Source organism: Arthrobacter sp. MYb227 (assembly GCF_002975435.1).
Lineage (GTDB): Bacteria > Actinomycetota > Actinomycetes > Actinomycetales > Micrococcaceae > Paeniglutamicibacter.
Map to the genome: position 1 here is coordinate 435,082 of NZ_PCPT01000002.1, position 13,780 is coordinate 448,861.

Sequence of the window (13,780 nt, forward strand, 5' to 3'; positions counted from 1 at the left end):
GTGTGGGCAGCGTTGTTTAGGAGTGAGAGAAGTTCACACTATCGCGTCGGCCAACCAGCACCGCCGAGAGACCAATGCCCACTGCGGCAAAGCCGCAGGTCATCCACCAAGTTGATGACCATCCACCGGTACTCATGGCCAGCCAGGCGACGAGCATGGGCCCGGTGAAGTTTCCAATATTGAAAATCTGCTGCATCAAACCCATTGCGGCCGGAGCAGAGCCGCCGGCGGGAGCTAGATCCACTGCCATGCGCGTCAACGTTGCGGGGATCATTGCTCCAAGTAAGGAGAACAATCCAACGCAGGTAACCTGCCAGGCCAAGCCACCGGAAATTGGTGACCAATCGATGGCAAAGGTCAGGAAACTAGTGACAGCCATTGCGGCGAATGAAACAAATAACAAAATTTTGGGTGCTATCCCGCGCTGCAGCAAGAACCCGGTGAGTACCGCGCCAATGCCATTGAGTCCGCCGACGATTGCCGAAAGGGTTCCAGGATGGGTTCCGCTGAGACCGCTTTGTTCGTAAATGGTGGGCAGGAACCCCACGACTGCCATCCACTGGATGGTGTAGCAACCAAAGACGAAACCCGCGATCCATACTTTTCCTGTGCGCGCTGTGACACCGATGCGCGCCGTCGCGGCCTTGGTTCCGCCCACGGCCTGTGGCTGATCCTTAGGAACTAAACGTATGATCAGCGGGAGGGGGATGAGGGTCATGGCGGCCATGATCCACCACCACATGTGCCACGTGCCAACCTGCAAGAAAAAGGCGCTGGAAATCAGGCCCACGAATGTTGCGGTGCCCATATACGCACTCCAGCACCCAACCGCCATATTGATCCGGTTCATGGGTGCGTAGCGGCGAATCAGACCCGGGCCCATAACGGTAGCGGCAATGAATCCGACGCCCTCAATTGCACGCGATGCCAACAGCATATTAGCGCCCAAAGACATGGCACCGAGTGCCGATCCCAGGGTAAGGAAAAGAAGCCCGATGATCAGTGTTCTGCGTTCACCAATGACCTCGGCAAGCAGTGAAATCCCAAGCCCACCAAGCATGCCCGCGACCTGCACGATTCCTAAGAGAACACCGGCAACCAATAGGGAAAGACCTAGATCTTCCTGAATGACCGGAAGCGCGGCAGGCAGTTTCCAGATGTGAAGGGCGGCGGTAATGCCCGCAAAGACCACCACTACCCAGATGGAGTTGCTCCGGGTAGCGGTTTGGGGGCTGGTTTGAGCGATTGTCATGAGTATTCGAGTCCTTCAACTGTCATGGCTGATCGGAGTCTGCCATGCCAATGACCGGTTCACTAGAATGTTTCTCGTTGAATGCGACTTAGTACGCCACAAGTCAAGGATTTAGGTGAGTTGAGGTTCTGCTTCTAAGCGCGGTACAGCAGACTTGAAGGATGAAGAACTTGCGAACCTGGTACACGTTGAAGGTTAAATTGTATGGCTCCGAGCCGCTGATTTGGCGTCGACTCGAAGTCGACGGTGCGATGAGTCTTGAGCGTTTTCATATAGTTCTTCAAGCGGCCTTGGGTTGGACCAACTCGCACCTTCACGCCTTTAGTAGCGACAATCCCTTCGAGCGAGGTCTTGGGGCCGCACGGGCTAACACGCTCACCTGGCTTGATGCGGGAAGTATTGCCGAGGGTCTGGAAGGTCAAGACGAACTGGATACAAGCATCGCTGACGCATGTGAACAATCGGGCGGGATGCTCTGGTATCAATACGATTTTGGTGATTCCTGGATGCACACGATCACCGTGGAATCCACCCGCATCCCCGAATCTGGCGAACCGATTGCTCGCATCCTTGACGGAGCAATGCGTATTCCGCTCGAAAATAGTGGTGGGTTACATGGTTGGTACGAGATGCTGGAACTAGATTGCGGAAAATCTGGCGCCGAAGGAAGGGAATATCTCCTTGAGTGGTTGCATTCCCATGCCGGTTATTTCACCTCCATTGACCCCCTGCAATTTGACGTTGGAGCGGCAAACCTGCAGCTGCGTTTGTATATGGGTGGGGCGCAACCGGATAAGAGCAGGGAAGATGAGCAAACTCTGAACCCGGCTACCTTTGGAAATGCCGCAGTGGGAACGTGGATAGCGACAGTTAATATTCACGCTGGATTGGTGCTTTCTAACGCCCTCTATCAGCTGGGCATCAATGTGCTTGATACGCCGAGCGAACCGAGTATGCCGGCGGATGCACCGCGTGCCATGGCCTCGATACTGTGGTGGATCCGGGCATGTGAAGGAACCGGATTGCCGTTGACCGCTGCCGGGTACCTGAGCCCTGCAATAATCCCCGAGGTGATTGAGGGTATTGGTTGGGAGCATGAAGACTTTGTGCAATTCGGAGCCAAGACCGAAGTCCATCTACATACGCTTCACGACTTCAGACTCATGCTCATCGAGATTTCACTGCTCAAAGTTCAGGGTAAACGGCTCGTTGCTACCCCCACTGCCGTGCGCTTAGCAGGGGATCCTGCAAAGCTTTGGGCGCATCTGGCCAAGCGTGCGCTGAACTCCAAACGTGAACGCGATATTTACGATGCGACAATGGTTGCCTTGATTGCCGCGGCGGGTGAAGGAGAGGCCGATCAAAAGACAATTACTGCCCGTATCAATGAGGGAATGCGGCTGCTGGGCTACCTCAACTATGAAGGCGGCCCGATCGGTGACACGGATTTCCAACGCTTAGGGGATCGTTACAACGCAATCACTAAGGCTTTTAGAATGTCGCTGTTGGACAACGGGAACCGTGGCCGTGCCGTGGAGATCGAGCGCGAATTCGCACGTGCCGTGTTAAGTTCCTAGGCCCGCTGGAACACCAAACGTTCCCGGCCACCTTCCACAGTTTGGAAGATGGCCGGGAACGTTTTAGAAGGTGAGGCCGGAAGCCGCTACTGAATCTTGGTGCCGGTGGTCGTGGTTTCAACCTTGTGTGCCGTGCGACCCAACAGGTGGGTCGGAACCTTGTAGGTTTCCTTGGCGGTCAGCGCGGAGACCGAGGCAATCAGCGCGACCGCCAGGGTGAAGTAGCTGATGATGACCCAACCGCCGGGCTGTAGACCGCCGAGGGCCGCAACGATCGAGGGTGCGAAGCCTGCCATCAGGAAGCCGAGCTGGGTACCGATGGCCAGGCCGGAGAAGCGGACCTGGGAGGAGAACATCTCCGCATAGAAGGATGGCCAGACCGCGTTTGCCGCGGCGTAGGCGCAACCGAAGACCAATACCGAGAGTGCGAACTGGAGCAGGGTGTTGTTGGTTTCCATGGAGCGCAGATAGAACGGCATGAACGCGGCAGAAGCCAGCGCACCGTAGATGAATACCGGCTTGCGACCAATCTTGTCGGCAAGCTTGCCAAAGAGCGGCTGGGTGAACAGGGCTCCGACGTTACCGGCAACCACCAGCCACAAGGTAATTGACTCATCCATGTGGCCGATCTGCTTGCCATAGGAAATCGCGAGTGTTCCATACACCGTGGACACCGCTGCAATGAAGGCGCAGAAGACAACACGAAGCACGTCGCGCCAGTGGAAACGGATCAGCACGCCCAGCGGTAGCTTGGCAATCTCGTTGTTCTTCTTGGCGTTCTCAAATTCCGGAGTCTCCTGCAGTGAGCGACGGATGAAGAAGGTGATCAGGACGACCACCGCGGAGAGCCAGAACGGGATGCGCCAGCCGATGCCGAACTTGAATTCGTCGGGCATTGCTACCACGGGGATGAAGATCAGTGCGGCGAGGATCTGGCCGCCCTGGGTACCGGTCAGGGTCCAGGAGGTGAAGAAAGAACGACGGTTATCCGGTGCGTGTTCAAGGGTGAGCGAAGAGGCACCTGCCTGCTCGCCGGCCGCCGAAAGTCCCTGCAGCAAGCGTGCAAAGACCAGTAGCGCCGGGGCCCACCAGCCGATTTGGTCAAAGGTTGGTATGCAGCCAATGGCAAAGGTTGCCGCGCCCATCAGGACCAGGGTAAACATCAGCACCTTCTGCCGCCCGACCCTGTCCCCGAAGTGGCCCAAGATAACGGCGCCAATGGGGCGGGCGATGTAGGCGAACCCGAAGGTTGCCAGCGACATGACCGCCGCGTTGGCGTCAGCGTCGGGGAAGAACACGTGCGGGAAGATCAGCGCGGCTGCGGAGCCGAAGATAAAGAAGTCGTAGTACTCGACGGCGCTTCCCATGAAGCTGGCAAGTGCTGCTTTAACGGGGGTCCTGCCCCCGTTCGCGGCGGGTGCCGGTGAATTCTTCTGGGTTGGCATCGGGGACTCCTTGGGTGGACTGGCTTGGGGGACTGTTACATGGTGGCTTATTGGGGGAGCCAAATCATACTTTGTGCGCATTGCGTACGGTTGTACGAATAGCGTACAAGCATTAGAGTAGAGCTAAATCACAATCAAAACAATCCCTGCGCGCAAAATCTCACGGACCGGAGCACTCATGAGCACCACCACACAGTCATATCTTGTAGGCCTGATCGGCGACGGAGTGACCCCGTCACTGACCCCGCCCATGCATGAGGCCGAAGGTGATGCTCACGGATTGCGCTACCTCTACCGCCCCATTGACCTGAACGTTATTGGCAAACAAGGCACAGATGTTGGTGAGCTGCTCACGGCCGGGGCCATGCTGGGATTCAACGCCTTCAACATCACTCACCCCTGCAAACAACTGGTACTCGAACACCTCGATGAAATTAGCGACGAGGCCCGAAACATCGGTGCCGTCAATACCGTGGTGATCCGCGACGGAAAATTCCACGGCTACAACACCGACGCCTCCGGCTTCACCTACGCACTTGCCAACGGACTGCCCGAGGCCAACCTTGAAGCGGTCCTCCAGCTCGGTGTCGGCGGTGCCGGCTCCGCGGTTGCCTACGCACTGCTTGACTCCGGAGTCAAAGAACTCTTCCTGGTCGATCCGGAACTCTCCCGAGCCACCGAACGCGCACAAACGCTTTCCACCCAATTCCCAGACCGCGCCATCAGCGCCCACACGCCGGCCGTAGTGCCAGAACTTCTGCCACGGGTCACCGGGGTGCTCAATGCAAGCCCCGTTGGCATGCGTCAGCACCCGGGACTACCACTAGATGTCACGGGCCTTACCCCGGCACACTGGGTTGCCGATGTTATCTACCGCCCGGTGAACACCGAACTGCTGACGGCCGCCCAAACACTGGGCTGCAAAACTCTTGACGGTGGTCACATGGCGGTGGGCCAGGCCGTTGATGCCTTCGGAATCATTACCGGGCTCACCCCCGATGCCCCGCGCATGCGCGCGCACCTTCTCGAAATGCTGGAAGCAGGACTCTAATGCGTACCTCAATCGCCACCGTCTGTATCTCCGGAACACTGGAGCAAAAAATGCATGCCTGCGCCAAGGCAGGATTCGACGGCATCGAAATCTTTGAACAAGACCTCACCGTCTCGGCCATGTCACCGGAGGAAGTCCGTGCGCTGGCCGACCGGCTGGGGCTCACCCTTGATCTCTTCCAGCCCTTCCGTGACCTTGAAGGAGTCGACGAGGATAGCTTCGTGGCGAGCCTGGCCCGGGCCGAGGCCAAATTCAAGTTCATGAACCGGTTGGGCATCGACACTATGTTGTTGTGCTCAAACGTTGGCACGGCTTCCATCAATGATGATGAACTGTTTATGAGCCAGATCCGTCGACTGGCAGAGCTTGCCGCACGCTATGGCGTCAAGATCGCCTATGAGGCGCTGGCCTGGGGAAAATATGTCAACACTTACCAGCACTCCTGGGCCATCGTGCAGGGCGTCGATCACCCCAACGTTGGCATCTGTCTTGACTCCTTCCACATCCTCTCGCGCGGAGATGACCCGGCAGAGATCGCACAGATCCCCGCGGAAAAGATCTTCTTTGTCCAGCTAGCCGATGCCCCGGTGCTTTCCATGGATATCCTCTCCTGGTCACGCCACTACCGGGTCTTCCCCGGCGAGGGCGGCTTCGCGCTTGATCAATTCATGGGTTACCTGGTGAAGTCAGGCTATGACGGGATCGTTTCGCTAGAAATCTTCAACGATGTCTTCCGCCAATCGGATGTTGAACGCACGGCAGTTGACGGAATGCGCTCACTGATCTGGCTACAAGACCAAACCATTGAACTCTTGGGTGCCGGGGCCACCGAATTCCCGCTGGAACTCTCCGCACTGCCCGCGGCTCAAACTCCTTCCGGTTTTGATTATGCCGAGATCCGCACCGAAGACCCCGAGGCTGTTGCCGGGATGCTCGCCCAACTGGGCTTCACCTTCCGCGGCCAACACCGCCGCAAGCCGGTAACGCTGTGGAGTGCGGGGGATGCACGCATCATTATTAACACCCAGCGCAGCCGCGGAATCACCGCCCAGGTCTCCGGCTTTGGCATCCAGGTCGCCGACGCTCAGCTGGGTACCAGCCGTGCCACGGCGCTGAAAGCACCCTCGGTTCCGCGCCACCACACCATTGATGAACACCCGCTGCATGGGTTTATCGCACCGGATGCCACCGAGGTTTTCTTTGGCACCTGGGCTAGCGAACCAGCCTGGGCCGCCGAATTCGGAGCCGGGGCCGCACCCGCCGACACCGGGCTGGTCTCCGGGCTTGACCACATTAACCTTGCCCAGCCGTGGCAGGCCTTTGATGAGTCGGTACTGTTCTACACCTCCACGCTGCACCTCGAGGCCCGCCCGGGCACCGAGGTACCAAGCCCCATGGGTCTGGTCCGTTCTCAGGTGCTACGTACCGATGATGGTGCCGTGCGGCTGGCCCTGAATATTGTTCCGCACGGATTAGAAGACACCCGCGATGGTGCGCTGCGCTACCCGGAGCATATTGCCATACACACCGATGATATTTTCACCCTGGCTCGCCGCGCTGTGGCCGCCGGGATGGAGTTCCTGGCGGTGCCAAGGAACTATTATGAGGACTTGGCGGCACGTTTTGGGCTGGACGAAGAAACACTGAGTGCATTGCAAGAACTGAACCTGCTCTACGATCGTGATGAGCACGGGGAATTCCTGCACTTCTACACCGAAACCGTTGGCACCATGTTCCTTGAGGTGGTCCAACGCAAGGGCGGTTACGACGGATATGGAGCACCTAATGCTCCGGTCCGCCTGGCGGCCCAGTTTGAGCGCAACCGCTGGAGCAAATACTAGAGACCAGCAGCAAAACTATGAGGGGGAGCCGGACAACGATGTCGCAGCAGCCTGACTACTACGTGAAATCCGCCGAGAAGACGCTTGCGGTATTACTTGCGTTCAATTCCGGTACCAGCGCGCTTTCCGTCACCGAGGTGGCGGCGGCGATTGGTGTTTCACGTGCAGCGGCACGTCGATTCCTGCTCACCCTCGTAGATTTGGGTTACTTGGTATCCGAGGGCAGCACCTACAAACAGACCCCACGGGTGCTGGATATTGGGGCATCCTATCTTTCGGGGCTCACCCTGCCGCAGGTTGCTCGCCCACATTTACAGCGCCTTGCCACCGAACTGTCGGAAACCACGGCACTGTGCGTGCTCGATGGGCAAGACATCTTGTATGTGGAACGGATCGGCAATCCGCGCCTGCATTCAATGAACGTATCGATTGGTAACCGGCTTCCGGCCTGGGTGACCTCCATGGGCCGCGTGCTTGTTGCGGCGCTGCCAGAAGATCAGCGCGAAGAATTCCTCACCCACGCCCAGCTACGTAACTACACGGCCAAGACCGTTGCCAGCGTTGCCGAGCTGCGCGAGGAACTAGATAAGGTCCGCAGCCAGGGCTGGTCATTGGTGACCCAGGAACTCGATGAGGGATTGCGTGGGTTGGCGGTTCCGGTCTACCGCGGTTCCCAGCTCTTGGGCGCTCTAAACGTTTCGGTGCAGCCCGGACGCATTGGCTCAACATCTATTACCGATGAGATGCTGCCGCTCATGCATCAGGTGGCGCAGGATATTGCCGATGACTTCGGTGGGCGCACCGGCAACGAAATATCGGCCAAAGCGTGATGTGCTAACCAGCCACAACATGGTGGGGTTCTTGAAACGTAGCATTTGGATCTCTGGTTGCTGAAGCCGCGCAAATCTATCGATACGGAGGTCGGGCATAAGGGCACAGGAAGACTCATCAAGGCGTCTTTTGCCGCAGGCCTGTGTCATTGCTCGTGAAAAGTGAGGACGTGGGCCACCTCGACGAATTGTATGGCGCTGGTTTATGTATATTCTTTGTTGCGAGGGGTCCACGAAGCCTTGCGGCACTGAAGAACCTGAAATTGTTGATTCGTTGATTTCTCGAAATTCCTCGGGTCAAGAATGAGGATCAATCCAGACATCACCACGCGCTAGCTTAAGTTGCCAAAAGATTCTCCTGCTGAGTGAGCGCCTGAAGCCTAAATACCATTTTCGGCTGATCCTATATTTTCCATGGTTTCTAAAGTTACCCTTACAAGTGAACCGTAGTAATTGAACTATAAGACCGCACCTGCTAGAGTTGGCCCTCAGAAGCAATTAATTCTTTTGAAGGGAGCTGGTGGCAATGTCTGCTAAAAGTGAATTTGCCCCCTTGGCCGAAGCCGCACGGTACCTCGAGCTGGGTAGGAATGGCACTAAGAGCTTGGTTGGAGTGATGCTCGGAACCGGTCCCGGCCCCGGGGGAAGGAAAATTAGCATGCGAGATGTTGAAGAGTTAATGAGCCGCAAGGAGCATCCTCTGCCTGCCGGCCGTCCAGTTTTGAGGTGCCCTCAGAACCCTGCGCTTTTGGGCCCCTCACTGTACTTCTCACCAGCAACGCCCGAGAAAGCTGCAGAAATAGATGCCATAAACACCGCACTTCGAGAAAGTGGCCGAAGCCATCTCGAATGTTCGGAAGCGACAAAGGAGGATCGTCGCTTCACAGGATACTGGGAAATAGGAGACGAAACCGCGGACCTTCTAGTGAAAGAGGGAGGGGTAATCGTCGGCACCATCGCCGGATTTGTTTACGAAGCCGCCGAAGTCATTGATGTTGCAATCACAATCCCATATCGCAAGAGGAAAGTATTCGTTGTGCGCCCGATACTTGGGGACGAACTGGAACCCTGGAAAGTGTTCCTGCCGAGCAATAGCCGAGGGCCAGCTCTCATTCAAGCCTAGAAGCCCCTGGTGAGTTCGTGAGTCTTGTTAAAGAACAGATGCTTGGATCAAAGGTTCGCATTCACACACATGGGTGAAGGAGTTGCCTCTAAGCCAAGCATCCAATAACTCGCAAAACGAGCTTTCATTGGGACAAGTCTAACACCTATATCTTGAGGAGTCATAAGATGGCCAGCGGCAGCGACGGCAATCCCCCGTGGATTTCGAAAAGTCGATTCGTGAAGTACAAGGATGCTGCGAATGGAGACCCCGGACTAGCTCTGGAGCTTTACTCTTGGAATGTCGAACTAAGCGTAGCGCTATTTCGGGATTTCTCTCATTTGGAGGTGGCACTGAGAAACGCGTGTGACAAGGCACTGTTTAGACGAGGTCGGTACGTTGCCCATGGCGCGGACTGGCTGAAATCCGATGAGAATGCACGACTGGTGTTACCTACCGAAAATCACACACAAGAAACGGTCAGGAAACTCTGCCAAAAACTACAAGATGCCCGTGACTTCTCAGGGTATACAAAAAATTCGTCAATACCACGTGGGAAAATTCTTGCTGAGCTGTCCTTCGGTTTCTGGAAGTATCTTTTTACTAAGCGAATGCGTCAAGAACTCTGGGAAGGGTGCCTGAACCTTGAATTCAGGTATGTCGACCGTGCTAAAAGTGTTGACCCAGCAAAATTGCACGGAGACCTAGAAAGACTTGCGAGGCTACGAAACCGAATCGCCCACCATGAGTCCATCTTCGATAAATCTCCGCAAGAGGATCACGATGCTTTGCTCCGTATGACGGAACTCCTTGGCCCCGATGTAGACAGATTTGTGCGCAAACATTCCACCGTCCGTGCAGTGCTTGCCTCGCGCCCCACTAGGTAAAATAGGTGCAGAATACAACGACAGCGGAGAGCTCCTAACGATTAACCAATACTGAATACTGCCCAAAATCAATGCGCATCACAAAGCGCCGTGGGGTTGGGTGGGCAACCTCGGTAAACCCGGCCTCGGCAAAGATCGAGCGGCTACCCACATACAGTTCGCCCCACATCGGTGCCTGGCCCGCAGCCAATTGCAAGGGGTAACCCTCCAACGCTTGGGCACCCCCAGAACGCGCAAATTCCACAGCCGCGGATGCCAAAGCGCGGCTGATCCCGCGACGCCGATACCCGGCGCGGGTGACAAAGCAGACTGCCGCCCAGACGCTTTCGTCGTCTTTGTCTTCTTCCCGAGAACCAAAAACTATGCGCGAGGACCTCAACCGCGGGTAGGCGGTTCGTGGTTCCACGGCGCACCAGCCAACTGGCTCGTCACCCAGAAAAGCAATCAGGCCACTGGTGGTTTTTGCTGCAGGTATCCCGCACTGGGTTTGCGCATGCAGGGCTTGTATACGCTCTTGAACTGAAAGCGCATCAAAGGATTTACCTGGATTCTGGAACCATTGGCACTGACAATCCCACGCGGTGCCCTTTGAGCCAAAGACTAAATCTAGTTCCGCTCCGCTGACCTCGTTTGCTGGGACAATACGCACTGCGGTGTTGGTGGATTCAGTTGTATGAACAATTTTCTGAGCCATGGAGCAATTCTCCTGCCGAGTCCGATGAGTGCTGCCTCTTTGCTTCAATACCCCCTTGACTCTTCGAGACTGCCAGCACCAAGAAACTCGGTCAAGAGGTAGCCCGTGGGGAACTCGCAGCACCAACGGTGGTTCTTCATCAGAACCTGTTCAACGTGCTGCAGGTGGCAGAATCGAGGTGTGGACAATGAACAAGGCGTGGGCGCCCACGAACCCTCGGCCGCTCAACAGCTTCGAAGCGAAAGCTGGGCCCTGTGGCTAGGGCTGGGAAGCACAATCTTTGGCACCATGGTAGGTCTGATCGGATTCTCGGACTACAGGCCGGATCTTGCCGGCTACCAATCGGTGGGAGTCTACGCGGCGGTGCTTGCCGGACTTACGGCAGCCACCGGAAGTGTCCTGGGCTACCAACGATTTTTAGTTGTTGAGCAGAACTGGTTGCAAGAATTCCCACGCTATCGCCAGATCATTAACCTCGCTGCACTGGTGCTGATCCACGCGTCCATCAGCGTCATGGCCATGATCATTACCTTCCGGATCTTCCAAGATGCATTCTTGGGGCTGAGCGTGGATAAATATGCGGGAAGCCTGATGGTTGGGATCAGTGCGGGGATTGCCGGATACATTGCACTGCTCTCGGTATCCCGGATTACCGCTCAGTCACTCTCCGGGTTGCTGGCCGTCTTCCTGGTTACCGGAGTCTTTATCAGCATGCTTGCCACGCAAAATCCTTATTGGTGGCAATCAATGTTCTCCACGTTGGGAACCCGTGCCGCAGGCTCAACCTCGGCATGGACCTTCAATCTGACACTTGTCATAGCGGGCCTGGTGCTGAGCACCTTGACCGGGTTCATTGTTCGAAACCTTCAGTTACTTGCAAACATCTTTGATTCCTTCGCCGATACCCAAGGCAAACCCCGGCCACGATTCATCAGGCCGCGCCCCCATGTAGTCAGCGTCTGTTTGTTGGGACTCGGAGTGTGCGTGATTGGCATTGGTCTGGTGCCCGTGAGCATCTCGGCCCCGGTACACTCAACGATCGTCAAAATTGCCGCTGGATTCATCGTGGTGCTCCTACTAGGTGCGGCGCTCTGGTTACCCGGATTCCCGTGGGTCTTCCACCTGTTGTCCTTTGCCTGCTTCCTGGGACTTGTCGGGGCAGCATTGCTCTGGCAGCCACTTGCCTACTACAACCTCACGGCCTTTGAACTCGCGGTCGTCGGAATAGTCTTTGGTTGGCTCATCGTCTTTATCCGCACCACCGCAGCGGCGCTCGCCGTGAAGCAAAAAGCGCTCACCGACCTCCGTGTAATCGCCGGGGAAGCCGAGGCAGAGGTCAGCGGGTAGCTACCTGTTCAAAGTGTGCAACGAACATATCGGGACGCACCAGCACCACCGATCCATTGGGCAACCGGCGCTTGGGGGACTCGGCAAACTCGTGTAGTCCGACCCCGAATTCGGCTGCCAGCTCTTGACCACGGGTCCTTCCTGCCGGTCCATAGATATGGACCTGCCAGGTCGCGTCGTTGAGCACCTCAAAGTTATCTGGCTGAGCACCTGTACGATTTGTAACCCAGGGAAGCCTACGGCCCAGGACCTTGCCACGGCGTCGAGCCCGAGCAAATCCGCTGGCCTGTGCGGAACGATTTTCTGAACTCTCATCGATCCAGTAATGAATGCGGATCTGCGAAAGATAGCCGAAGAAGCGGCGTCCCGCAGAAATTCTGCCCACCAAGCGCACGGCCATGGGCCAGAAGAGCGGAAGTGCACGAGTGCGTACCGTGTGCGCCAACCACGAGCGCGAGGTGATGGCCGTGAAAATCCAGTCGGTGGTGGACACCAAGCGCAGTGCCACCGGGCGACGTTCGGCCTCGTAGCGTTGCAAGTAAGACTCGGGCATTCTGCCGGAGAACACATCTGATAATTTACACACAAGGTTATGCGCGTCCTGCAACCCGGTGTTCATCCCTTGAGCACCCACGGGGGAGTGGATATGCGCGGCATCTCCCACCAGGAAGACCCTGCCGTGGCTAAAGGTCTTTGCCACGCGGTGATGCACCCGGTAGGTGGAGAACCATGCCGCATCGGTATAGAGGACCCCGAATTCTTTGCGCAGGCTTGCCCGGGCACGGCTTTCATCAAGATCGAGCTTCTGCTCATGCGGCGAGGCATCTGGCTCGTGCAAAATCCCAAGTAACCGGCGGCGGTCCCCTCCGGAAGCATCGGCGCCCATGGGGAATCCGAGCATGAAGTTTTCATCGGAGAAGCGCAGGTTAATTCCGGAGCCCATTCCTGAAACACCGTGTGCATCTAGGACATAGAAAACCTCGTCATCGGTTGAACCCTCGAAGGGAATATTGAATGACTCGCGGAGGGGGGATGAAGCGCCATCGGCGGCGATGACGTACTTGGCGGAGATCCTCAGCTGTCCCTCGGGGCTCGAACAAGTCACGTTGACGCGGTCTGCTGTTTCTTCCAAGGACTCGAAACCGTAGCCCCAGAGAACCGGGGTGCCCGAGTCTTTCAGGCGCTGTGCGAGTAGCTCCTCGTTGGCGCTCTGCTCCAACATGGTCAGCCCCGCATAGTGAGTCTGGGAGTAACCGAGCCTATTGAGTTTGATGCTTTTGAAACTACGGGCACCGACACCAGGGCGCATTTCACCCGTGGGAATGGCACGTGCCTGGACTTCATCGGCTAGGCCCAGCTGCCTATAGATTTCCATGCTGCGCGCCTGAAGCGCCAGCGCACGAGATTCTTGCGTAGGTCCGGATTTCAGATCCACGACTTTGGCATCGATTCCAAACTTTTGTAGCCAAGCACCGGCCATCAGACCGGTAGGTCCTGCTCCGATGACCAATACGTCCGTGTGAAGTTCCGTGGCATCCATATATCTCACGCTACGCCCGAATGCTGTGCAAAGCACTGGTGAGTAGGGCTCTGGCGCGTCGGGTACAACTATTTAGTGACAGCTTTTTCCATGGCCTGCTGCTGCATCTTTGTGACTATCAAGGATCTTCACGAACAGGTTAGTGCGTGAGCAGCAGGAGTGAAACAACTAAACCTTAGGCGATGGTGGCTCGCGTGAGCATAGATGATTGAAG

At 56.6% G+C, this 13,780-nt stretch carries 11 protein-coding genes; 7 read left to right on the forward strand and 4 right to left on the reverse strand.

What is annotated here, in order from left to right; genetic code table 11:
- Window positions 1-16 precede the first annotated feature (16 nt).
- The gene (locus CQ018_RS05900; RefSeq protein WP_105549052.1) at window positions 17-1,252 is read right to left on the reverse strand and encodes a CynX/NimT family MFS transporter; all 1,236 of its coding nucleotides are present in this window, start codon (window positions 1,250-1,252) and stop codon (window positions 17-19) included.
- A 161-nt stretch (window positions 1,253-1,413) separates the two neighbouring features.
- Between CQ018_RS05900 and CQ018_RS05905 the strand changes: the two genes are divergently transcribed.
- Window positions 1,414-2,829 (forward strand): plasmid pRiA4b ORF-3 family protein, encoded by a 1,416-nt coding sequence (locus CQ018_RS05905; RefSeq protein ID WP_105549053.1) that lies wholly within the window; start codon window positions 1,414-1,416, stop codon window positions 2,827-2,829.
- An 86-nt stretch (window positions 2,830-2,915) separates the two neighbouring features.
- Here the strand turns inward: CQ018_RS05905 and CQ018_RS05910 are convergent, their stop codons facing one another.
- The gene (locus CQ018_RS05910; RefSeq protein WP_105549054.1) at window positions 2,916-4,274 is read right to left on the reverse strand and encodes an MFS transporter; all 1,359 of its coding nucleotides are present in this window, start codon (window positions 4,272-4,274) and stop codon (window positions 2,916-2,918) included.
- Window positions 4,275-4,452: 178 nt separating this feature from the next.
- On the opposite strand from CQ018_RS05910, the gene CQ018_RS05915 reads away from it, so the two are divergent.
- The 5 genes from CQ018_RS05915 (at window position 4,453) to CQ018_RS05935 (ending at window position 9,985) form a co-directional block, all read left to right on the forward strand.
- Window positions 4,453-5,325, forward strand: a complete 873-nt coding sequence (locus tag CQ018_RS05915; protein ID WP_105549055.1) for a shikimate dehydrogenase — start codon at window positions 4,453-4,455, stop codon at window positions 5,323-5,325.
- Complete coding sequence (locus tag CQ018_RS05920) at window positions 5,325-7,166, forward strand: bifunctional sugar phosphate isomerase/epimerase/4-hydroxyphenylpyruvate dioxygenase family protein (protein WP_105549056.1); 1,842 nt, start codon at window positions 5,325-5,327, stop codon at window positions 7,164-7,166. Before CQ018_RS05915 ends, CQ018_RS05920 begins: the two co-directional genes overlap by 1 nt.
- 38 nt (window positions 7,167-7,204) lie before the next feature.
- Window positions 7,205-7,996, forward strand: coding sequence for an IclR family transcriptional regulator C-terminal domain-containing protein (locus CQ018_RS05925; RefSeq protein ID WP_105549057.1), 792 nt, complete (start codon window positions 7,205-7,207; stop codon window positions 7,994-7,996).
- A gap of 526 nt (window positions 7,997-8,522) precedes the next feature.
- Window positions 8,523-9,119, forward strand: coding sequence for a hypothetical protein (locus CQ018_RS05930; RefSeq protein WP_105549058.1), 597 nt, complete (start codon window positions 8,523-8,525; stop codon window positions 9,117-9,119).
- Between the two features lie 167 nt (window positions 9,120-9,286).
- Window positions 9,287-9,985 (forward strand): Abi family protein, encoded by a 699-nt coding sequence (locus tag CQ018_RS05935; RefSeq protein ID WP_105549059.1) that lies wholly within the window; start codon window positions 9,287-9,289, stop codon window positions 9,983-9,985.
- Between the two features lie 34 nt (window positions 9,986-10,019).
- On the opposite strand, the gene CQ018_RS05940 is transcribed toward CQ018_RS05935, so the two are convergent.
- Window positions 10,020-10,679, reverse strand: coding sequence for a GNAT family N-acetyltransferase (locus CQ018_RS05940; RefSeq protein ID WP_105549060.1), 660 nt, complete (start codon window positions 10,677-10,679; stop codon window positions 10,020-10,022).
- A gap of 180 nt (window positions 10,680-10,859) precedes the next feature.
- On the opposite strand from CQ018_RS05940, the gene CQ018_RS05945 reads away from it, so the two are divergent.
- Entirely contained in the window at window positions 10,860-12,026 is a 1,167-nt protein-coding gene (locus CQ018_RS05945) for a hypothetical protein (RefSeq protein WP_146111827.1), read from the forward strand.
- On the opposite strand, the gene CQ018_RS05950 is transcribed toward CQ018_RS05945, so the two are convergent.
- Entirely contained in the window at window positions 12,016-13,566 is a 1,551-nt protein-coding gene (locus tag CQ018_RS05950) for an NAD(P)/FAD-dependent oxidoreductase (protein ID WP_258142412.1), read from the reverse strand. The genes CQ018_RS05945 and CQ018_RS05950 overlap by 11 nt on opposite strands.
- Window positions 13,567-13,780: the final 214 nt, after the last annotated feature.